21 protein-coding genes are annotated in these 22,163 nt (G+C 65.9%); 12 read left to right on the forward strand and 9 right to left on the reverse strand.

The genetic code is table 11. The features are described 5' to 3' along the window. Positions 1-4 precede the first annotated feature (4 nt). The 8 genes from NMB43_RS00880 to NMB43_RS00915 form a co-directional block, all read right to left on the reverse strand. Positions 5-574 (reverse strand): hypothetical protein, encoded by a 570-nt coding sequence (locus NMB43_RS00880; protein ID WP_494350269.1) that lies wholly within the window; start codon positions 572-574, stop codon positions 5-7. Positions 575-925: 351 nt separating this feature from the next. After that, positions 926-1,990, reverse strand: coding sequence for a class II fructose-bisphosphate aldolase (gene fba, locus NMB43_RS00885; RefSeq protein WP_494350270.1), 1,065 nt, complete (start codon positions 1,988-1,990; stop codon positions 926-928). A 172-nt stretch (positions 1,991-2,162) separates the two neighbouring features. Then, the gene (gene pyk, locus NMB43_RS00890; protein WP_494350271.1) at positions 2,163-3,593 is read right to left on the reverse strand and encodes a pyruvate kinase; all 1,431 of its coding nucleotides are present in this window, start codon (positions 3,591-3,593) and stop codon (positions 2,163-2,165) included. Positions 3,594-3,804: 211 nt separating this feature from the next. Next, positions 3,805-4,989, reverse strand: a complete 1,185-nt coding sequence (locus NMB43_RS00895; RefSeq protein ID WP_494350272.1) for a phosphoglycerate kinase — start codon at positions 4,987-4,989, stop codon at positions 3,805-3,807. A gap of 60 nt (positions 4,990-5,049) precedes the next feature. After that, complete coding sequence (gene gap, locus NMB43_RS00900; protein WP_494350273.1) at positions 5,050-6,051, reverse strand: type I glyceraldehyde-3-phosphate dehydrogenase; 1,002 nt, start codon at positions 6,049-6,051, stop codon at positions 5,050-5,052. A gap of 110 nt (positions 6,052-6,161) precedes the next feature. Beyond that, entirely contained in the window at positions 6,162-8,180 is a 2,019-nt protein-coding gene (gene tkt, locus NMB43_RS00905) for a transketolase (protein WP_494350274.1), read from the reverse strand. A 186-nt stretch (positions 8,181-8,366) separates the two neighbouring features. After that, entirely contained in the window at positions 8,367-9,239 is an 873-nt protein-coding gene (locus NMB43_RS00910) for a phosphoribulokinase (protein WP_494350275.1), read from the reverse strand. An 11-nt stretch (positions 9,240-9,250) separates the two neighbouring features. Then, positions 9,251-10,048 carry an inositol monophosphatase family protein gene (locus NMB43_RS00915; RefSeq protein ID WP_494350276.1) on the reverse strand — a complete coding sequence of 266 codons (798 nt, stop codon included), beginning with the start codon at positions 10,046-10,048 and terminating at the stop codon, positions 9,251-9,253. Between the two features lie 159 nt (positions 10,049-10,207). On the opposite strand from NMB43_RS00915, the gene NMB43_RS00920 reads away from it, so the two are divergent. The 5 genes from NMB43_RS00920 to NMB43_RS00940 all read left to right on the forward strand — a co-directional run bounded on the left by NMB43_RS00920 (position 10,208) and on the right by NMB43_RS00940 (position 14,741). Further along, entirely contained in the window at positions 10,208-10,930 is a 723-nt protein-coding gene (locus NMB43_RS00920; RefSeq protein WP_494350277.1) for a 16S rRNA (uracil(1498)-N(3))-methyltransferase, read from the forward strand. Between the two features lie 101 nt (positions 10,931-11,031). Further along, a complete protein-coding gene (gene argA / locus NMB43_RS00925) occupies positions 11,032-12,351 on the forward strand; it encodes an amino-acid N-acetyltransferase (protein WP_494352177.1) in 1,320 nt (439 codons plus the stop codon). A gap of 3 nt (positions 12,352-12,354) precedes the next feature. Continuing rightward, a complete protein-coding gene (locus tag NMB43_RS00930; RefSeq protein WP_494350278.1) occupies positions 12,355-14,115 on the forward strand; it encodes a sensor domain-containing diguanylate cyclase in 1,761 nt (586 codons plus the stop codon). Continuing rightward, positions 14,112-14,312 carry a DNA gyrase inhibitor YacG gene (locus NMB43_RS00935; RefSeq protein ID WP_494350279.1) on the forward strand — a complete coding sequence of 67 codons (201 nt, stop codon included), beginning with the start codon at positions 14,112-14,114 and terminating at the stop codon, positions 14,310-14,312. Before NMB43_RS00930 ends, NMB43_RS00935 begins: the two co-directional genes overlap by 4 nt. An 18-nt stretch (positions 14,313-14,330) precedes the next feature. Beyond that, entirely contained in the window at positions 14,331-14,741 is a 411-nt protein-coding gene (locus tag NMB43_RS00940; RefSeq protein WP_494350280.1) for a cupin domain-containing protein, read from the forward strand. 7 nt (positions 14,742-14,748) lie between these two features. Here NMB43_RS00940 and NMB43_RS00945 read toward each other — a convergent pair whose 3' ends face one another. Then, positions 14,749-15,243: a GNAT family N-acetyltransferase gene (locus tag NMB43_RS00945; protein WP_494350281.1), complete on the reverse strand. Its 495-nt coding sequence runs from the start codon at positions 15,241-15,243 to the stop codon at positions 14,749-14,751. A 236-nt stretch (positions 15,244-15,479) separates the two neighbouring features. Between NMB43_RS00945 and metX the strand changes: the two genes are divergently transcribed. From metX to NMB43_RS00980, 7 genes are all read left to right on the forward strand, one after another. Continuing rightward, entirely contained in the window at positions 15,480-16,607 is a 1,128-nt protein-coding gene (gene metX, locus NMB43_RS00950; RefSeq protein ID WP_494350282.1) for a homoserine O-succinyltransferase MetX, read from the forward strand. 1 nt (position 16,608) lies between these two features. Then, positions 16,609-17,211: a methionine biosynthesis protein MetW gene (metW, locus tag NMB43_RS00955; RefSeq protein WP_494350283.1), complete on the forward strand. Its 603-nt coding sequence runs from the start codon at positions 16,609-16,611 to the stop codon at positions 17,209-17,211. Between the two features lie 308 nt (positions 17,212-17,519). Next, entirely contained in the window at positions 17,520-19,415 is a 1,896-nt protein-coding gene (locus NMB43_RS00960; protein ID WP_494350284.1) for a hypothetical protein, read from the forward strand. Continuing rightward, positions 19,412-20,158 (forward strand): glycosyltransferase, encoded by a 747-nt coding sequence (locus tag NMB43_RS00965; protein ID WP_494350285.1) that lies wholly within the window; start codon positions 19,412-19,414, stop codon positions 20,156-20,158. Before NMB43_RS00960 ends, NMB43_RS00965 begins: the two co-directional genes overlap by 4 nt. Beyond that, entirely contained in the window at positions 20,155-20,520 is a 366-nt protein-coding gene (locus tag NMB43_RS00970; RefSeq protein ID WP_494350286.1) for an EamA family transporter, read from the forward strand. The genes NMB43_RS00965 and NMB43_RS00970 overlap by 4 nt, the downstream gene beginning before the upstream one ends. Positions 20,521-20,598: 78 nt before the next feature. Then, positions 20,599-21,030, forward strand: coding sequence for a cupin domain-containing protein (locus tag NMB43_RS00975; protein ID WP_494350287.1), 432 nt, complete (start codon positions 20,599-20,601; stop codon positions 21,028-21,030). 4 nt (positions 21,031-21,034) lie between these two features. Beyond that, the gene (locus tag NMB43_RS00980) at positions 21,035-22,159 is read left to right on the forward strand and encodes a DegT/DnrJ/EryC1/StrS family aminotransferase (protein WP_494350288.1); all 1,125 of its coding nucleotides are present in this window, start codon (positions 21,035-21,037) and stop codon (positions 22,157-22,159) included. Positions 22,160-22,163 lie beyond the last annotated feature (4 nt).

Raw genomic sequence — 22,163 nt, forward strand, 5'->3', positions numbered from 1 at the left:
CTGCTCAGTAGGCCACCATGCCCAGGTTCTTGAGCTGGGCGTGGATGTCGCGCAGGGCCAGGTCAAAACGATTGAAGTACTGGGTGTTCGGCGCCTGCGGCGGGGTCGGCAGGTTCTGGGTGAACGCGTCCCGGCTCTGTGGATAGCGCTGCAGATGTGCTTCCAGGGAAAACTTGGGGCCGTACAGCGTGACCAGTTCCCCTTGCAGGCGCAGCATGCTCTGCGCCACCTGGGCCAGTCCGGCGCGCTGGCGAGCGTCGACGTAGCGCGGCCCATACTGTTCGACCAGTTGGCGTGTCTTGACCAGCGTGAACAGCATGTAGCGCCAGCCCTCCTCGCGGATGCCCTCGAAAGCCGGGCGGGCGAACAACAGGCTCAAGGCTTCGGTCAGCTTGGCGTCGCTGAGCGACTCCTTCCCGCTGGTGATGCGCACAAGCAGCAACTGCGCCTCGTCGATGACCGGATCGCCGGTGCCGATGTCGGCGGCTGTGGCGGGCAGCAGGGCGCCACTGAGCAGCAGCAACAGCGGGCAGACGATGCGTCGCAGGGCGGTGGAGAGGACGGGTTGCGTCATCGACTCATACTCCTCGTGGGCATGCGTGGCGGATGCGGTTCAGCCGGTGATCATAGTCCGAGCCGGCAGGGCTGGCTGAACGCCACCCAGGCTTTCGCGCCGATATTGCGCCGGAATAATGAACCTGCTTTTTCAGGCATCGGGATTTTCCCGTGGTCGTTCCGCCAGGGGGCAGCGACCGGCGGATGGCGGGCCCCCCCGATCGGTGATGGCGAGGCCTGTCACGTGGGCAGCCCCGCTGGGGGCTGTCTCCGCGCAGACCCTCGCCCGCGCGCGGAAGAAGTGCCCAGACGACAAGGCCTCCCGTGGGAGGCCTTGTTCCGGCGTGGGGCGTGGCCCCGCAGAAATCCGTCAGTTGACCTTCTGTGCCAGATTGCCGCTCTTGTACTGGGCCGCGATCTTGTCCAGCGAGACCGGCTTGATCTTGCTCGCCTGGCCGGCGCAGCCGAAGGCTTCGAAGCGCGCCTTGACGATCTTCTTGGCGGCCTCGCGCGCGGGCTTGAGGTATTCGCGCGGGTCGAAAGCGCCCGGATGCTCGACGAAGAACTTGCGGATCGCGGCGGTCATGGCCAGGCGGATGTCGGTGTCGATGTTGATCTTGCGCACGCCGTGCTTGATGCCTTCGACGATCTCCTCGACCGGCACGCCGTAGGTTTCCTTCATGTCGCCACCGTACTTGCGGATCTCTTCCAGCAGATCCTGCGGCACCGAGGACGAGCCGTGCATCACCAGGTGGGTGTTGGGCAGGCGGGCGTGGATCTCCTTGATGCGGCCGATGGCCAGGATGTCGCCGGTGGGCTTGCGGGTGAACTTGTAGGCGCCATGGCTGGTGCCGATGGCGATGGCCAGCGCGTCGCATTGCGTCCGCTTGACGAAGTCGGCAGCCTGCTCGGGATCGGTCAGCAGCGCGCTGTGGTCCAGCTTGCCCTCGGCGCCGATGCCGTCTTCCTCGCCGGCCATGCCGGTCTCCAGCGAACCCAGGCAGCCCAGCTCGGCTTCCACGGTGACGCCGATGGAGTGCGAGAACTTCACCACTTCCTGCGTCACGGCCACGTTGTAGTCATAGTCGGACGGAGTCTTGCCATCCTCCAGCAGCGAGCCGTCCATCATCACCGAGCTGAAGCCGGACTTGATGGCAGCCATGCACACGGCGGGCGACTGGCCGTGGTCCTGGTGCATCACGACGGGGATGTGCGGATAGGCTTCGACGGCAGCCTCGATCAGGTGGCGCAGGAAGGCTTCGCCGGCGTAGCGGCGTGCCCCGGCCGAGGCCTGCATGATGACCGGGCTGTCCAGTTCGTGGGCCGCTTCCATGATGGCCGTGACCTGTTCCAGGTTGTTCACGTTGAAGGCAGGCAGGCCGTAGGTGTTCTCTGCTGCGTGATCCAGCAGTTGGCGCATGGAAACGAGGGCCATGACGAAACTCTCCGTTGTAAGGGTGAATTGTGCGGCTGAGGGTGATGCCGAAAGCGCCATTTTACCCGCGTAGATTGCGCACGGCAGCACGCGTCCCCGTTCGGGCACGACATATTCCCCGAAAAGCAGAAAGGGCTCCCGCAGGAGCCCTTTCCGTCCCGGCTTAGAACGCTTAGTCGTGGCCGATGCGTACGATCTTCAGGCTGTTGGTGCCGCCGGACTGGCCCAGGGGCTCACCCACGGTGATCACCACCACGTCGCCGGGCTGTACCAGCTTGTGCTTGAGCAGGGTGAGTTCGGCTTCCTGCAGCAGGTGGTCGCGGCTGTCGGTGATGCGCGGCATCGAGATTGGGTAGACCTCGCGGTACAGCGCGGCCTTGCCGATGGTGTCCGGCTGCGAGGTCAGCGCGTAGATGGGGATGCCCGAACGCATGCGGCTCATCCACAGTGCGGTGGAGCCCGATTCGGTCAGCGCCACGATGGCCTTGGCGCCCAGGTGGTGGGCCGAGAACAGCGCAGCCATGGCGATCGACTGGTCGATGCGCGAGAACTTGCGGTTCAGGAAATCCTGCTCCAGCGTGGACGGGTAGGACTTCTCGGCTTCCTCGCACACGCGGGCCATGGTCTCGACCACTTCCACCGGGTACTTGCCGGCGGCGGTCTCGGCCGACAGCATCACGGCGTCGGTGCCGTCCAGCACGGCGTTGGCCACGTCGGACACTTCGGCACGCGTCGGCACCGGGCTGGAGATCATCGACTCCATCATCTGGGTCGCGGTGATGGCCAGCTTGTTCATCTCGCGGGCCAGCTTGATCATCTTCTTCTGCAGCGCCGGCACGGCGGCCTCACCCACTTCGACCGCCAGGTCGCCACGGGCGACCATGACGCCGTCGGAGGCTTCCAGAATCTCGCGCAGGTTCTTCGGCTCGACGGCCTCGGTACGCTCGATCTTGGCGATGGTCAGGGCGTTGGAGCCGGCTGCCTTGAGCAGGGTGCGCGCCATGTACATGTCGGCGGCCGTCTTGGGGAAGGACACGGCGACGTACTCGATGCCGATGGCAGCGGCCGTCTTGATGTCTTCCATGTCCTTGGCGGTCAGGGCCGGCGCGGTCAGGCCGCCGCCCTTCTGGTTGATGCCCTTGTTGTTGGACAGCTCGCCGCCGTGGCGCACACGGGTGTGGATCTCGGTGCCGACGACCTTCTCCACGTCCAGCACGATGGCGCCGTCGTTGAGCAGCAGGATAGTGCCCGGCTTCACGTCGTTGGGCAGCTCCTTGTAGTCCAGGCCCACGCGCTCGTCGTTGCCCAACTCACAGGCAGCGTCGAGGATGAACTTGCCGCCCTTCTCGAGGAAGGTCTTGCCCTTCTCGAACTTGCCGACGCGGATCTTCGGGCCTTGCAGGTCGGCGAGAATCGCCACCGGCTTGCCGACGCGCTTGGCGGCTTCGCGCACCAGGTTGGCACGGTTCTGGTGGTCTTCGGCCTTGCCGTGCGAGAAGTTCAGGCGCACGACGTCGACCCCGGCGCGGATCATGCGTTCCAGGGTTTCAGCGTCATTCGAGGACGGGCCAAGGGTGGCCACGATTTTGGTATGGCGTTGCATACTGACTCCTTCGTAGGAAGTAAGCAGAGGGAGAGACGGATCGGCAGCGTGGGCGGGGGACGGCGCCGTGGCTTTCGCCGGCGTCCGCTTGCTGCGCGTGCTTTTTTTGGCGGGCTTGTTGGGCAAGCCTTCGGGTTTGTTCATGTGATCAGTATTCAGTCGTCAGAAAAGACGCCGTGGCATGGGCCCGGCGTCACAGGGTAGGTTCGCTTCAGTTGTCGGCACGTTCCAGCAGAGCTTGAACGGCCGGTAGGGGTTTGCCCTCGAGAAACTCCAGGAAGGCGCCACCGGCGGTCGAGACGTAGTCCAGCTTGTCGCCGATGCCGAACTTGCCGATGGCGGCGATGGTGTCGCCGCCGCCGGCCAGGGTCATCGCCGCGGCAGATGCAATGGCTTCGCCCACGCGGCGCGTGCCGTTCGCGAAGGCGTCGAACTCGAACACGCCCAGCGGACCGTTCCACACGATGGTCTTGGCGGCGCCGACCAGGCTGGCCAGGCGTTCGGCCGTCTCCGGCCCCACGTCCAGGATCATTTCGTCGGCTTGCACGTCGCGGGCGGCCTTCACCACCGCATGCGCGGTGGGTGAGAACTCGCGCGCCACCACCACGTCGCTGGGAATCGGCACCGTCGCACCGCGCGTGGCCATCTTGATGATGATGCGCTTGGCATCCTCCACCAGATCGGTCTCGACCAGGGATTTGCCGACCGGGAAGCCGGCCGCCAGCAGGAAGGTGTTGGCGATGCCGCCGCCGACGATCAACTGATCGACCTTGTCGGCCAGACTGTCGAGGATGGACAGCTTGGTCGACACCTTGGAGCCGCCGACGATGGCCATCAGCGGGCGCTCCGGTGCCACCAGTGCGCGCCCCAGGGCGTCCAGCTCGGCCGCCATCAGCGGGCCGGCGCAGGCCACGGGCGCGGCCAGGGCGAGGGCCTGGGTCGTCGCTTCCGCGCGGTGCGCAGTGGCGAAGGCATCATTGACGTAGATGTCGCACAGGCGGGCCATCTTGGCTGCCAGCTCGGCGCTGTTGGATTTCTCGCCGACATTCAGGCGACAGTTTTCGAGCAGGACGATTTCGCCGGGCTGCACGCTGAAGCCGCCGTCGACCCAGTTCGTCACCAGACGCACCGGCCGCTCAAGCAACTTGCCCAGACGCGCGGCCACCGGGGCCAGCGAGTCACCGGGCTTGGACTCCCCTTCCTTTGGCCGCCCCAGGTGGGAGGTGACCATCACCGCGGCACCACCTTGCAGCGCCAGGCGGATGGCCGCCAGCGAGGCGCGGATGCGCGTGTCGTCGGTAATCGCGCCCACTTCATCCTGCGGCACGTTGAGATCGGCGCGGATGAAAACCCGCTTGCCGGCCAGGTCGAGATCGGAGAGTTTCTTGAATCGCATGCGGAACCCTTGTTGCGTGCAGCCGGGCGCGGACAGGCCGCGCGCCGGCTCGCGGGTCGCTTACTTGGAGGCGACGACCTGGACCATCTCCAGCACCTTGTTGGAGTAGCCCCACTCGTTGTCGTACCACGACACCACCTTGACGAAGGTGGAATCCAGCGCGATGCCGGCATCGGCGTCGAACACCGAGGTACGGGCTTCGCCGCGGAAGTCGGTCGACACCACCTTCTCGGTGGTGTAGCCCAGCACGCCCTTCATCGAACCTTCGGAGGCGGCCTTCATGGCGGCGCAGATCTCTTCGTAGGTGGCTTCCTTGTTCAGCTCGACCGTCAGGTCGACCACCGACACGTCGGAGGTCGGCACACGGAAGGACATGCCGGTAAGCTTCTTGTTCAGCTCGGGGATCACCTTGCCCACGGCCTTGGCGGCACCGGTCGAGGACGGGATGATGTTTTCCAGGATGCCGCGACCACCGCGCCAGTCCTTGTTGGACGGGCCGTCGACGGTCTTCTGGGTGGCGGTGGCGGCGTGCACCGTGGTCATCAGGCCGCGCTTGATGCCGAAGCTGTCGTTCAGCACCTTGGCGATCGGGGCCAGGCAGTTGGTGGTGCAGGAAGCGTTGGAGATGATCGCTTCGCCGGCGTACTTGTCGTGGTTCACGCCGTACACGAACATCGGGGTGTCGTCCTTCGACGGCGCCGACATCACGACCTTCTTGGCACCCGCCTTCAGGTGGGCGGAGGCGGTTTCCTTGTCGAGGAACAGGCCGGTGGATTCGACGACGATGTCGGCACCGACTTCGTCCCACTTCAGCTCGGCCGGGTTCTTCACGGCGGAGAGACGGATCTTCTTGCCATTGACGATCAGGGTGTTGCCATCAACAGCCACTTCACCCTTGAAATGACCATGCACGGAGTCGTGCTTGAGCATGTAGGCCAGGTACTCGGGTTCGAGCAGGTCGTTGATGCCGACGATCTCGATGTCCTTGAAGTTCTGCACGGCGGCGCGGAAGACCATGCGGCCGATGCGGCCAAAACCGTTGATACCGACTTTGATAGCCATTGAGTTGCTCCTCAACTTTGAGTTTTCCACCATCACAATGCACGCAGCAGACCGGGGGAGTGAGCCCGCTGGCGCCGGAACCCCATCAGGGGTTCCGCGAACCCTACACTTTACAACAAGCCCTTGACGACTTCGGCCACGCGCTCCGGCGTGAAGCCGAAATGCTTGAACAAGGTGCCGCCAGGGCCGGATTCGCCGAAGCGATCCAGGCCTACCACGGCACCGTCCAGGCCGACGTACTTGTACCAGCCGTCCGTGACACCAGCCTCGATGGCCACGCGCGGCAGGCCCTGGCCCAACACGGCGGCCTGATAGGCCTTGTCCTGAAGATCGAACAGGCGGGTGCAGGGCATCGATACCACGCGCACCGCCACGCCCTGTTCGGCCAGCAGCTTCTGCGCGCCCAGCGCCACGCCCACTTCGGAGCCGGTCGCGATCAACACCGCCTTGGCATCGGCCGCGTCCACCAGCACGTAACCGCCCTTGCGGATGTCGGCGATCTGCTGTGCCGAGCGTGCCGTGAAAGGCAGATTCTGGCGCGTCAGGGCCAGCACGGTCGGGCCGTCGGCACGCTCGATGCCGTGCGTCCAGGCAACGGCAGTCTCGGTCGTGTCGGCCGGACGCCATACGTTCAGGTTCGGGATCAGGCGCAGCGAGGCGGTGTGCTCCACCGGCTGGTGCGTCGGGCCATCTTCACCGACGCCGATCGAGTCGTGCGTGAACACCATGACCTGGCGGATCTTCATCAGTGCGGCCATGCGGATCGCACTGCGGCAGTAGTCCGAGAAGACCAGGAAGGTCGCGGTGTATGGGATGAAGCCGCCGTGCAGCGCGATGCCGTTGGCAATCGCGATCTCGGCGAACTCGCGCACACCGTAATTGATGTAGTTGACGCCGCTGGCGTCGGCGTTCGACCCGGCGGCCAGTTCCTTGCTGCCGGACCAGTGCGTCAGGTTCGAGCCAGCCAGGTCGGCCGAGCCGCCCAGCAACTCCGGCAGCGCCGGCGCGAGCGCCTCGATGGCGTTCTGCGAGGCCTTGCGCGTGGCGATGGTCTCGGCCTTGGCCTGCACCTTCTCCAGCAGCGCGGCGGCGGCGGCCGCGAAGCCGGCCGGCAGCGTGCCCTGGCTGCGGCGCGTGAACTCGGCAGCCAACTCGGGGAAAGCTTTGGCGTAGGCGGCGAAGGCGGCGTTCCACTCGGCTTCGGCCTGGGCGCCGGCGGTCTTGGCGTCCCATGCGGCGTAAACATCGGCCGGGATTTCAAACGGAGCATGCGGCCAGCCGATGGTCTCGCGCACCAGCGCGATCTCGGCGGCACCCAGCGGGGCGCCGTGCGAGTCGGCCGTGCCGGCCTTGTTCGGCGAGCCCGCGCCGATGGTGGTGCGGCAGATCACCAGGGTCGGGCGCTGGGTGTCGGCCTTGGCTTCGATGGTGGCGGCCTGCAGGGCGGCGGCGTCATGGCCGTCGATGGGGCCAATCACCTGCCAGCCATAGGCCTCGAAACGCTTCCGGGTGTCGTCGGTGAACCAGCCTCCGACTTCCCCGTCGATGGAGATGCCGTTGTCGTCGTAATAGGCGATCAGCTTGCCCAGGCCCCAGGTGCCGGCCAGTGAGGCGGCCTCGTGACTGATGCCTTCCATCAGGCAGCCGTCGCCCAGGAACACGTAGGTATGGTGATCGACGATGGTGTGGCCAGGGCGATTGAAGTTTGCCGCCAGCATCTTCTCGGCCAGCGCAAAGCCCACCGCATTGGTGATGCCCTGGCCCAGCGGTCCGGTCGTGGTCTCGATACCCGGTGTGTGGTGCACTTCGGGGTGGCCCGGCGTCTTGGAGCCGAGCTGGCGGAACTTCTTGAGCTCCTCGATCGGCAGGTCGTAACCGGTCAGATGCAGCAGCGCGTAATGAAGCATGGAGCCGTGGCCGTTCGACACGACGAAGCGGTCACGGTTGGCCCAGGCCGGGTTGGCCGGGTTGTGGCGCAGGTGGCCGCGCCAAACGACTTCGGCGATCTCCGCCATGCCCATGGGCATGCCGGGGTGGCCGGAGTTGGCTTGCTGGACGGCATCCATCGCCAGCGCGCGGATGGCGCCGGTCACGGAATTGAATTTGGGAGTCTGGGCGGTGTTCTGCATGCTGTATGGGGCTGTGCTGGCTGGAGTTCGGAAAACCCTTGATTATCCTTGAAATCCCCCTTTGCCGCGATGCGCAATTGCCCCTAGGCGATTGTGCAAACCAGCAAGGAAACGACAGCCACGATGAAAATCTACTATGGCGCCAAGTTGTCAGGCTTGATGGAGCGCAAGGGTTGGCGTACCGCCTCAGGCTGCGGTTTTGCGGGCGATGAGCTGGAGAATCAGGGGGGTCAGGATGATCTGCATTGCCAGGTCGAGTTTGCCGCCCGGCACCACGATGGTGTTGGCGCGGCTCATCCAGGAGCCCGCCAACATGGAGAGCAGATAAGGGAAATCCATGCTGCGCGGGTCGCGGAAGCGGATCACCACCATCGTTTCGTCGGCGCTGGGCACCTCGCGCGCGATGAAAGGGTTGGAGGTGTCCACCACGGGGACGCGCTGGAAGTTGATGTGGGTGCGTGAGAATTGCGGGACGATGGTGTGCACATAGTCGTGCATGCGCCGCAGGATGGTGTGCTGGACCGCTTCCAGCGAATATCCGCGGACTCGGGTGTCGCGATGCTGCTTCTGGATCCATTCCAGGTTGATCGTGGGGACGACGCCGATCAGCAGGTCCACATGCCGTGCCACGTCCACCGTGTCGGTCACCACGCCGCCATGCAGACCCTCGTAGAACAGCAGATCGGTATCGGCCGGCAAGGGCGTCCAGGGCGTGAAGGTTCCTTCCGCCTGGCCCAGGTGCAGGGCCTCCACCTCGTCGTGAATATAGTGGCGATGGTGTCCGCTGCCCTGGCGGCCGTACTCCTCGAACAAGGCCTCCAGTTTGTCCAGGTGGTTGGCGTCGGGGCCGAAGTGGCTCGGGCCGGACTGGCCCTGGCGCTCGGCCTGGGCAATCAGGTGCCCCATCTCGCTGCGGTCGTAGCGGTGGAAGCCGTCGCCCTGGACCATCGCGGCGGTCACCTTCTCGCGGCGGAAGATCCACTGGAAGCTGCGCGATACGGTGGTGGTGCCGGCGCCCGAGGAACCGGTGACCGCAATGACAGGGTGCTTGGCTGACATGGGGCCGTCCTCTAGATGTGGGCGCGCAGCCAGGCCAGCCATTCGGCCTGCAGGCTGGCATCGGCGGCCAGCACCACCGCCAGCTTGCGCGCCGGATCGGCGCCGACCGCCCCGCCCTCCAGCGTGCTGGCCTGGCCGCCGGCCTCCTCCAGGATCAGGCGCCCGGCCGCGTAATCCCACAAGGCTTGCCCGCCATGCACGTAGACATCCAGCCGGCCGGCCGCGACGAAACACCACTCCAGCGCGCTGGAGCCGAAGTTGCGCTGCGAGTAATAGGGCGGTTCGGCGGCGAGCGCCGTGGCGAGGCGGGGTGGCAGACGCTTGAAGTCAATGCCGGCCACTGCGCCGCGCAGGCTTGCGGCCGGGCGGCGCAGCGGCAGGCGGTTGCCATTGAGCCACGCGCCGCCGCCGCGGCCGGCGTAGAAGGCCTCGTCGGTGGTCGGGTTGTAGACCACGCCGAACTGCGTCTCGCCAGCCACGATGTAGGCCACGGACACGGCGAACAGCGGCACGCCATTGGCGAAGTTGGTGGTGCCGTCGATGGGGTCGATGCACCACAGGCCCTCGCCACCGGCGGCCCAGCATTCCGCCTGCTGGCGCGCACTCATCTCCTCCCCGAGAACAGGGGCCTGTTTGATCTCAGGCAGGCGGCGGATCAGTGCCTGCTGCGAGGCTACGTCGGCCTCGGTCATCGAGCTGCCGTCGGACTTGTGCTGCCGCACCGCGTTCAGGTAACGCGGCATGATGGCCTCGCGTGCCACCTCGCGCACCACTGATTCCAGGGCACGCGCCAAAGCCAGGTTCGCCATGATGAATCTCCCACCGACGATCGTTGGGCGAGCGGCGGTGCAAGGGGGACGTGGGGCAGGGGCTATAATCGGGTGCTCCGCCAGCCGCGCAATCCCGCGCGGGGCAAGGCTTTCCGCCGGGCCAATCCGGTCTTGGCCCGTGCGTTCGATGATAGCACCATGATCCATCGCTTCTACTGCCCTTCGCACCTGGCTGCGGGCATCGACGTCCCGCTCCCGCCTGACGCCGCGCACCATGCCGAAAAAGTACTGCGCCTGCGTCAGGGCGAGCGGGTGCAGGTGTTCGATGGCGAGGGGCGCGAGTACGCCGGGCTCATCCAGTTCGCTGGAAAGCGCGCCCATGTCCAGTTGGAGCAGGCAATCGAGACGCCACGCGAGTCGCCTCTGGCCGTCACCCTGGTCCAGGCGCTGGCGGTGGCCGACAAGATGGACTGGATCGTGCAGAAGGCGGTGGAACTGGGCGTGCAGGCCGTGCAGCCCATCGCGGCCGAGCGCAGCGTGCTGCGCCTGGAAGGGGAGCGCGCCGACAAACGCTTGGCGCATTGGCAACAGGTGGCTATTGGCGCCGCCGAGCAATGCGGGCGCAGCCACTTGACCCCGGTGCGGGGCATCCGCAAGCTGGCGCATTGGTTGGCCGATACGGCGGGGACGACGCGCTGGGTGCTGCACCCGGAAGACGCCCAGCCACTCACCCACATGGCAGCGCCGGCAGGCCCGGTGGCCGTGTTGGTGGGGCCGGAAGGGGGCTGGAGCCCCGCCGAGCTGGCCATGTTGAAAGCGGCCGGCTGCCAGGCAGTGACACTGGGGCCACGCGTATTGCGCACCGAAACGGCCGGGCTGGCGATGCTGGCGGCCATGCATGCCCTGTGGGGCGATTACTGAGTTCAGTGGAGAAGGAAGCGGGCGTGACAGACAAGGCAGCAGGGGAGCGGAACGAAGACGAAGACCGGGTCATCAGCGAGAAGCTGGCGGCGGCTGTGCGCATGGGCGACGACGACGCCATCCGCTTCGTCGACTGGGTGCGTGGTGCCGCGCCCTACTTCCACGCCTTCCGAGGCAAGACCTTCGTGCTGGCTTTCGGTGGCGAAGTGGCGCAGGGCGAGTTGCTGGAAGACCTGTGCCACGACTGCAACCTGCTGGCCGCGTTGGGCGTGCGCCTGATCCTGGTGCACGGCTCGCGCCCCCACATCGAGCAAGAGGTCGCGCGGCGCGGCCTCGAATCCAAGTATCACAACGGCCTGCGCATCACAGACGTGAAGTCGCTGGAGGCCGTCAAGGCCGGTATGGGCATCACCCGCTTCGAGATCGAGGCGCACCTGTCGCAAGGCTTGCCCAACACGCCCATGGCCGGTGCTTACATGCGCGTGACCGGCGGCAACTTCATCACCGCGCGGCCGATGGGAGTGGTCGATGGCATCGACATGCACTTCACCGGCTCGGTGCGCAAGGTCATCGCGGACGAAATCGTGGCCGACCTGGACCAGCAGAACGTCGTGCTGATCACCCCGCTGGGCGTGTCGCCGGCGGGCGAGATCTTCAACCTCGCCATGGAAGAGGTGGCCGAGGCGGTGGCCGTGGCGCTCAAGGCCGAGAAGCTGATCTACCTGTGCGATGCGCCAGGCCTGCTGGACGACCGCGGCCGCCTGATCGAAGCGATCACCGCCGATGAGGCCGAGCGCATGTTCCAGAACGGCCAGGGCCTGACCGAAGACCTCCACCTGTTCCTGCCACGCGCCATCCGCGCCGTGCGCAACGGCGTGTCGCGCGCCCACTTGATCGACCGCGACAAGGACGGTGGCCTGCTGCTCGAATTCTTCACCCGTCAGGGTGTCGGCACCATGGTCACGCGCGACCCGCTCTATCGTCTGCGCGAAGCCAACATCGAGGACGTTGCCTCGCTGGTCGCGATGATCGGCCCGCTGGAGGCCGACGGCACCCTGGTGCGGCGGCCGCGCGAGTTGCTGGAGAAGGAGATCGACCGCTTCACCCTGGCCGAGAACGACGGCGTGGTGGTCGGTTGCGTCGCGCTGTACCCCTTCGAGGAGGACGGCATGGGCGAGATGGCCTGTCTCGCGGTGACGCCGGAGTTTCGCCGCGCCGGTATCGGCGAGCGCCTGACCCAGCATATCGAGATGCGTGCGCGGGTGGCCGGGCTCAAGCAGCTCTTCATCCTCACCACGCGTGCCGAGCACTGGTTCCGCGAACGCGGCTTCATCGAAGTGGGCCCCGAGCGCCTGCCGGCGCGCAAGCGCGATCTGTACAACTTCCAGCGCCGCTCCAAGGTGCTGATGAAGGCGCTCTGATCCATGAATGCGCTGCGCGCCCTGCTTGCCCGCCTGCGCGCCAGCGTGACCGGCTGGCGCCGCCTGCGCCACGGCTACGCCTTGCTGGCCGGGCTGCTGGTCGGCGCGGCGAGCTGGCTGATGCACTGGCGCGACGCCAGCCTGATCGGTGGACTCGGCGCCAGCCTGTTGCTGTGTGCACTGACCTTGCTGCTGATGCTGCTTGGCTTGCGCCTGGGTCAGGGCGCGGCGCGCCAGCAACTGGAGGCCCTGCGGAGCGAACTGGATGAGGCCTTGCAGCAGGCCGAGACGCCGCTCTTGAAGCCGACCGGCTGGCGCGACTTCGATGCCTTGCGCGCCAGCATTGCGGCCACCCTGATGGAGCGCGCCGACCGGCTCGGCTCGCTGGCCCAGCAGGTCGCCCACTACCGCGTGATCGCCGAGGGCACTCAGGGCCTGGAAGCCTACTTCAGTCCGCGCGGCCGTCTGCTGTGGGTGAATCCGGCCGTGGCGCAACTGACCGGCTACACTCCGACCGAGTGCTATGCGGCACCGGACCTGATCGAGCTATGGGTGTACCAGAAGGACCGGCCGCAGATGCGCGAGCTGGCGGCGCGCGGGCGCGCCGGTGAAGCGCGTGAGGACCACGAACTGCGCCTCGTCGACAGGGCCGGGCGCACGAGCTGGTATAGCTGCCGCTGGTATCCACAGTTGGATGAGCACGGCAAGATGGTGGGCCTGCGCTTCTCGGCGCAGAGCATCCAGAGCCGCAAGGATGCCGAACTCAAGTTGCTGGAGAACGTCGCCGCGCTGCGTCGCGCCCAGGCCCTGAAAGAGCACTACCTGTCGCGCAGCAATGACGAACGCATGCGCCTGGCCTCGCTGCTCGACACCGTGCAACTGGGCATCGTGTTCATCGACCGAGACCGCCGCGTCGTCTACATCAACCAGCCCGCTGTCGACCTGTGGCAACTGGGCGAGCGCGAAGCGCTGGTCGGTGTGCGCGACGAAGTCCTGTTGGAAAAGGGTGGCGCGCGCCTGGCTGACCCCATGCGCTACCTGGCGCATGTGGAAGAGGTGCTGTCGCTGCGCGGGCGCAGCCAGCCCTATGACATCCGCTTCACCGACGGACGCATCATCAACGAGATGTCTTCGCTGGTCAGCTCGTCAGACGGCACGCGGGCGATCGGCCGCATCTGGGTGTTCGAGGATGTCACCGCCGCGCGCCTGGCGCAGCAGCGCCTGACCGAACTGGCCGAGCGCGATCCCCTGACCGGGCTCTACAACCGCCGCCGCTTCCTGGAGGAACTGGACCGCCAACTGGCCGACGCCGGACGGCGCGAGGAGGAGGTGGGCCTGATCTCCTTCGACCTCGACGGCTTCAAGCACATCAACGACAACTTTGGCCATCAGGCGGGCGACCAGGTGCTGATCGAGATCGCCAACCAGATCGGGGCCATCGTGCGACGCAATGAGCTGTTCTTCCGTCTCGGCGGCGACGAGTTCGCGATCCTTGCCGCCAACACCAATGAGGACGCCATGGCGCAGCTTGCGCGCCGTGTGCTCACGCGCGCCGCCGAGCAGCGCTTCATGTTCCGTGGTAAACCGGCGGCGGTGACCGTGAGCCTCGGCTTTGCCCTTGCGCCGCGCCATTCGCGCACGCCCATGGGCCTGGTCGCCGCCGCCGACCGTGCCATGTACGCCGCCAAGGCGCATGGCAAGAATCGCTGGGAGGTCGCCCTCGACAGCGATGACGTTTCACTTCCACCCCACTTGTCGCAATGAGCAGCCAGACCCCGCCCCGCATCGTCAATTGCCCCCACTGCAAGGCGCCCGTACCGTGGACGCCGGAGAGCCGCTACCGGCCCTTCTGTTCCGCGCGTTGTCGTGGCATAGACCTGGGCGCCTGGGCGTCCGACACCTATCGCGTGGCCGGCCAGGAGGAACCCCTGGGGGATGGCGAGGAGCGCGGCCCCAACTGAGTCTGAGGAGCGCAGGCCATGGAAGAGAATGATCGTCAGCCGCTGCTGCTGCCGCCCGGTGCCGGGCGGCCCTACGACATGGGGCGCATCCGCGCGTTGTTCAAGGCGGACGGCGTCGAGACTGCAGGACGTTATTCCATTTCCGAATGGTGGCTGGAGCCCCACACCCAGGGCCCGGGCGCGCATGCCCATCCGGAAGACGATGTGTTCTACGTGCTGGCCGGCACGATGAGCTTTCTCGTCGGCGAGGTCTGGTCCGAGGCCGGGCCCGGCAGTTTCGTGCTGGTGCCGGGAGGCGTCGTGCACGACTTCCAGAATCGCGGCGATCAGCCCGCCGGCGCGCTGAACCTGTCCATCCCCGGTGCCTTCGAGTCCCACATGCCCGCCATTGCCGAGTGGTTCGCGGCGAATCCGCCGGGTCCGGCCTGAGCGGGGCTCAGTCTGCGGCGAGCCATTTCTGCAGGAACAGAGCCTGCCCCGCCGCCGGGTCCAGCACATAAGGGGCGAAGCCGAAGCGTGCGTAGCTGCGCTGCGCGGCCGCGTTGTTCGACAGCACTTCGAGCGTCAGCTTGCAGCAGCCGTGGGCCCGCGCAGCGCCCTCGGCCGCCGCGAGCAGGGTTTGCGCCACACCCTGGCCGCGCGCCTCGTCGCGAACCACGATGTCATGGATGTTGAGCAGCGGGCGGGCCTTGAAGGTCGAGAAACCGAGAAAGCAGTTGATCAGGCCGACCGCCTGCTCATCGCGATAGGCCAGGAAGCCGTGGTAGCCGGGCCAGTCACGCAGGCGTTGCGGCAGTTCACGGCGCACCTGTTCGTCCAGCGTGCTGCCGCCGCCCATGGGGTCGCCTGCATAGTGGTCCAGCAAGTCGATCAGATCGGCGGCGTGGCGAGGGTGGTCGAGGCGGATGGGCTGAATGTCGAGAGCGGGCATGGCAGTCGGTTGGACAGGTGAAGGTTTGCGGTGGCTTGCCGACATCCTCGCATGGCGCGGGCCTGGTTTGACAAGTCGGGGCCGGCGGGGGTAAGTTGCGCAGGCTGCCATGCGGCAGCACGCGCCGATTTGATTCCACTCAGCTTGCGGGCGCGCTAAAAATTCGGCTAAAGCGGCGGGCCTAGCCAAAACCCAGTCGCTTCCAAGCCGCTGGGTTTTTGTTTTTCGGGAAGTCCATGACAAGCCCCGCTTCGGTCGGCATCGTCACGCCGCAACGCGCTAGTTTCGAGGCGCCGCTTCACCTGGTCAGCGGCGGCGTCCTGCCGCGCTATGAACTGGTCTACGAGACCTATGGCACGCTCAACGCGCAGGCCAGCAATGCCGTGCTGGTGTGCCATGCGCTGTCCGGCTCGCATCATGTGGCCGGCGTTTATGCCGACCAGCCGAAGAACCTCGGCTGGTGGGACAACCTCGTCGGCCCCGGCAAACCGCTCGACACCAACAAGTTCTTTGTCATTGGCGTGAACAACCTGGGCGGCTGCTATGGCAGCACCGGGCCGCTGACGCTCAATCCCGATACCGGCAAACCCTGGGGAGCGGCCTTCCCCTTCGTGACGGTAGAGGACTGGGTGGACGCGCAGGCACGCCTGGCCGATCTGTTGGGTATTCGTCAATTCGCGGCGGTGCTGGGCGGCAGCCTGGGCGGCATGCAGGCGTTGGACTGGACGCTGCGTTACCCGAAGCGGGTGCGCCATGGCATGGTCATCGCGGCGGCGCCCAAGCTGTCGGCCGAGAACATCGCGTTCAACGAGGTGGCGCGCCAGGCCATCCTGAGCGACCCGGATTTCCATGGCGGCGACTACTACGCGCATGGCGTGGTGCCGGTGCGTGGCCTGCGCCTGGCGCGCATGATCGGCCACATCACCTACCTGTCCGACGATGCGATGGCGGAGAAGTTCGGCCGCAAGCTGCGCCATGGTGAACGCAAGTTCCACTACGACATCGAGTTCGAGATCGAGTCCTACCTGCGTTATCAGGGCGACAAGTTCGCCGGCTTCTTCGATGCCAATACTTATTTGCTGACGACCAAGGCGCTGGACTACTTCGATCCGGCTTTCGATTACGACGGTGATCTCGCGGCGGCGCTGGCGCGCGCCGAGGCGGACTTCTTCATCGCGTCCTTCACCACCGACTGGCGTTTCTCGCCGGCGCGCTCACGCGAACTGGTGTTTGCGCTGCTGCACAACCGCCGCGCGGTGAGTTACGCCGAGCTGGAGTGCGCGGCCGGGCACGACTCCTTCCTGCTCGACGACCCGCACTACCACGCGGCGATGCGCGCCTACTTCAACAAGATCGAGGTGTGAGATGGTGCCGCTGACACATCAGGACATTCGTTTCGACTTCGACGTCATCACCCGCTGGATTCAGCCCGGTGAGCGCGTGCTCGACCTCGGCTGTGGCGATGGCAGCCTGCTGCGCCACCTGAGCGCGACGCGAGGCGTCCAGGGTTACGGCATCGAGAGCGATGTCGAGCGCGTGGTGGCCTGCATTGCTGCCGGGGTGAACGTATTGCAGATCGACTTGGAGCAGGGGCTGGCCGGTTTCGAGGACCAGCAGTTCGATCATGTGATCATGAGTCTGTCATTGCAGGCGGTGCGCAATACCGAGGGCATTCTCGCCGAGATGCTGCGCGTCGGCCGCGAGGCGGTGGTGAGCTTCCCCAACTTCGGTTTCTGGCGCCATCGCGTGTCGATCAACGAAGGGCGCATGCCGGTCTCCGACAGTCTGCCGTACCAGTGGTACAACACTCCCAACATCCGCTTCTTCACCATGGCGGATTTCGAGACGCTGTGCCAGCAGCGCGGCATCCGCGTGCTGGAACGAGTGGGCTTCGATGAGGATCGCGAGATCACCATCGAGCCCAACAATTACGCCAGCGTCGCCATCTATCGCCTCGGTCGCGCCTGACGCACTGCAGCAGTCCGGCCCCTCCCAAGCGCTTCCTCTTTTCTTGTTCCGTTTCCGGGCCCGCATGAGCGGGTCCGGCGGCGTGCCCTCGTCATGCCGGCGTGACGAAAGCATCATTTTTTCGACCGAAAAGATTTGTAAGCAGATACGTCTTGGCTTACGGTAGCGGAACAAGAACGAGATGTCGCTTTTGGGTGGACAATGGAGACAATTTCTTCGAATTTCGCCGATTCTGGCGTTAACGGGTCGATTTTTGCATTCTCGGGGATAGGGCTGCCGCTGCGCGGGTCTATGCCCAGGGGATTGACATGTCCCAGGCCCGTGTAGCCACGACCGCACCGACGCCGGTTGAGGTCGTCGTCCCGCTGGCATGGGCGCGCGGCCGGCCCGCCGGCGTCCTGTTGGCTGCGGGGGCCTTCGTCGCGGTCTGCCTCTACGTGTTCTGGCTGACGCCGTACCAAGAGTTCTTGTTCAGCGACATGAAGAACTTCTGGACCCAGGCCATGCAGCGCCTGGATGGCAAGGAGTTCGCCGACTCACAATTCGTCGCCTGGCCGCCGCTGTACCACATCTTCCTCGCCGAGTTGTTCCGCGTGCTGCGCGTCCTTGGCCTGGGCGGGCTGGTGCGCCTGGAGACGGCGCTGCTGCTCAATATCGTGGTCTTCGCTGTCTCGGTGTACTCCCTGCAGCGCCTGGCCGCGCACTGGCTGCAGCGCGGCGACACGGTCCTTGTGTGCACGCTCCTGTATGGCTTCGGCTTCCCGGCGCTGTATTTCAACGCCTTCCTCCTGGCCGACAACCTGGGCTCGCCCCTACTGGTGATGGCGGTCGCGGCCATCGTGTGCCGTACGGGCTGGAGCGGCATCCTGCTGTCAGCATTGTTGTTTGCCGCCGCGGTGATCGTGCGCCCCGCGCTGGGGCCTTACGGGCTCGCCTTCGTGGCCTTCCTGCTGGCACGCCAGGGCTGGTCGCGTCGCTTCCTGCTGCAGGCCGCGCTGTTCTCGGCCCTGTTCTTCTCCCTGATCATGCTGGCGAGCCTGGAGGTGTCACGCGTCTCCAAGGGGCGGGTGACCGGCTTGTCGGCCAATGGTGGGCTGGATTTCTTCATCGCCAACACCGACTACCACCGTGTCGACCTCAGCTACGACGGCTGGCATTTCTTCGTGATCGTGCCGGCCCAGTCGTGGAAGCCCGAGAACGGCGTGTTCTACACGAACGTGCCGTTCTACGAACAAGGGCACTACTTCCGGCTGGGCTGGGAGGCCTTGCAGCGCGATCCCATGCGCATGGTCCGCAATCTGTCCGAGATCCGGAACCTGTTCTTCGCCGACATGCTGCCCAGCCGCTACGACGCGCCGGGATTCAAGTACCTGCGGCCGATCTGGGATTGGTTCAAGTTCACCCTGTTCCTCGCCTGCGGGCTGTACCTGTGGCGCTGGCGCAGCCTCGACGCGACGCGGCGGCCCGTGGTCGTCCTGCTGGGCAGCCTGATCGTGCTGACCATGATCGTCAGCGTGCTGTTCACCGGCGAGCCGCGCTACACCTACGCGATCATCTTCGCCTTCTACCTGCTGGGCCTGGGCTTGCTGGAGGCGTGGCTGGTGGCGTGGCGGGCCTGGCGCCGTCCGCTCGCGCTCTACGCGACCGTCCTCGGCGTGGCGGGTGGGCTGGGCTGGGGCAGTGTGGCGGCGATGACGCCGAGTCTGCCGGACCGGGTGGAACTGAGTTTGATTCCTCAGCGGGATGCGCTGGACGTCAAGCCGGTCATGATCAGCCGGGTGGTCTTTCCGCATACCCGTGGCGAGGGCGATCTGCGGCAGCAGGATCGCCCGGACGTGGTGCTGCGCGAAGCCGGCCTGATGCGCATGCGGACGCGCCTGGAAGTGGTGGGCGAGACCCCCTTGCAGCTCGTCATGCGGACCTACAGCGCGTGGTCCATCGCCCTGCTGGTCGACAACGCACCGGTCATGATCCATGAGTCGCCGGACTTCTTCCGCGACGCCGAGTCCGTACTGAACCTGAGCCCCGGCATGCATGAGCTGGAGTTGCAGGTGAACTACCTGCACTCCCCGGGCGGTCTTGCCCTCAACTATATGTACCAGGACGAAGACGGCTGGCAGATCCGCCGCGCTGTGGGCATGGACTCGCCGCGCGTGCGTTTCCATCTGCCGCAACAAGTTCCTCAAGTCGGAGCCAAGCCATGAGTAGCCACGACGAAGTACCACGCCTGAGCCTGGTGCTGCCCACCTATAACGAACGCGAGAACATCCGTGTGCTGCTGGTCGAACTGCACAAGGTGCTGACCCTGCCCTTCGAGGCCATCGTGGTGGATGACGACTCCCCTGACGGCACCTGGCAGGAGGTGGAGCTGTTCGCGATCACGCATCCGAATGTGCGCCTGATCCGCCGCATCGGACGGCGCGGGCTCACTACCGCGATCGACGAGGGTATCAAGGCGGCACGTGCGCCTCTGGTGGGCTGGATGGATGTCGACCTGTCGATGCCGCCGGCCAAGATCCTGGAACTGCTGGCCGCCATCGGGCAAGGCGCGGATGTTGCCGTCGGTTCGCGCTACGTGCCTGGCGGGGGAGATGCGCGCGCGGTGAGCCTGCACCTGTCGGTGCAACTGGCGCTGAGCAAGATCCTGTCGATCCTGGGTGGCTGGATGCTGGGCTGCCGCTTCCGCGACTGGTCCTCCGGCTTCATCGTGCTCAAGCGTCCCTTGCTCGCCGACTACGACCTGCGCGGTGATTACGGCGAGTACTTCATCGACCTGATCCATACCCTCATCAAGCGCAAGGGCGCGCGCGTGGTAGAGGTCCCCTATGTGCTGACGCCACGCCAGATCGGCGAATCGAAGACCGCCACCAACCTGTGGGGCCTGGTGCGGCGCGGGCGCAAATACCTCAGCACGGTGGCGCGCCTGCGCCTGGGGGTGGGCGCATGAACACCCTGGCGCTGATCCTCGTCTCCTGCGTGCTGACCGCCATCGGCCAGATCGCCTTCAAGTGGGGCATGCAGGGCTTCGCCGATGCCCAGCTTGGCGGGGGCGGCCTGCCCCGCCTGCTGTGGGACATCTTCACCACACCCAGCATCGTGCTGGGTTTCATCGCCTTCGGACTCGGTGCGGTGCTGTGGCTGTTCGCCCTGGCGCGCGCCGAGCTGTCCTATGCAGTGCCGCTGGCCAGTATCACCTATGTGTTGGTGCTGGCCGCCGGCGTGCTGCTGTTCAAGGAAGCGCTGACCCTGCCCCGGCTGGGCGGCACGGCGCTCGTCGCCATGGGGGTGGTGCTGATTTCAATGAAGTGAAAGGGAGAACCTCAACCAGGCGCACAAGAGCCCTCAGGGCCGGCACGACAAGCCTGGCGAATACCAAAGGAGAAGATCATGCTGGAACAAATCTACGACGGCGACATGCTGCTGGCCATCATCGTACGCAACGACTACGACAAGCCGGGCATTTCGTTCTTCACCCCCAACGACCTGTCGCAACAGCTCGCCTACATGCACCACCCGCGCGGCAAGGTCATCGAGCCGCATGTGCATAACGAGGTCAAGCGCCAGGTCAGCTACACGCAGGAGGTGCTGTTCATCAAACGCGGCAAGCTGCGCGTGGACTTCTACAGTGTCGAGCGCGTGTACCTGCACAGCCGCGTGCTGGGGCCGGGCGACGTGGTACTGCTGGCCACCGGCGGGCATGGCTTTGAGGTGCTGGAGGAACTGCAGATGATCGAGGTGAAGCAGGGCCCGTACTCGGGCGACCACGACAAGACGCGCTTCACGCCGCGCACCGATCGCAGCCTGTGCATCGTGGACTGAGCCGATGGAGCGCCCTGCTTTCATCCCGGTCAATGAACCCTTGCTGGATGGCGATGAGAAACGGCTTCTGATCGAATGCATCGAGACCGGTTGGATATCGTCCGAAGGCCCCTTCGTGCAACGCTTCGAAGAGGCCTTCGCGGCGCGGGTGGGGCGCCGCCACGGCATCGCCGTGGCCAACGGCTCGGTCGCGCTGGATGCCGCCGTCGTGGCGCTGGGTCTGGGCCCGGGTGATGAGGTGATCTTGCCCAGCTTCACCATCATCTCCTGCGCCGCTGCCGTGGTGCGCGCTGGCGCCACGCCGGTGGTGGTCGATTGCGATCCGCAGACCTGGAACATGGACGTTGCCCAGGTCGAGGTTGCCATCACACCGCGCACGCGCGCCATCATGGCAGTGCACATCTATGGTCTGCCCTGCGACATGACGGCGCTCGAAACCCTGGCCGACAAGCACGGCCTGGCCATCATCGAGGACGCCGCCGAGGCCCACGGTCAGAGCTGTGCCGGCCGCCCCTGCGGCAGTTTCGGAGCGCTGTCGACCTTCAGCTTCTACCCCAACAAGCACATCACGACCGGCGAAGGCGGCATGATCGTCACTGACGACGATGCCTTGGCGGCGCGCTGTCGCAGCCTGCGCAACCTGTGCTTTCAGCCGCAGCGCCGCTTCGTGCACGAGGAGCTGGGCTGGAACTTCCGCCTGACCAACCTGCAGGCGGCGCTGGGGGTGGCCCAGCTTGCGCGCCTGGATGATTTCGTCGCCATCAAGCGGCGCATGGGCGCCCGCTACACCGCGCTGCTGAGTGACATTCCCGCACTGCAACTGCCGCTGTCCGCGCTGTCGCATGCCGACAACATCTACTGGGTCTATGGCGTGGTCATCGACGAGACGCATCCCCTGGATGCCGAGGCGGCCATGAAGGCATTGGCGGCCGAGGGCATCGGCACCCGCCCCTTCTTCTGGCCGATGCACGAGCAGCCGGTGTTCCACAAGATGGGTCTGTTCCAGGGCGTTTCGTTGCCGGTGAGCGAACGGATCGCGCGGCGCGGCTTCTACCTGCCCAGCGGCCTGGCCCTGACCGAGGCGCAGACCTCGCGTGTGGCCGAGGCCATGCATCGCGTGTTCGCCTGATTAC

The organism is Uliginosibacterium sangjuense (genome assembly GCF_059132465.1).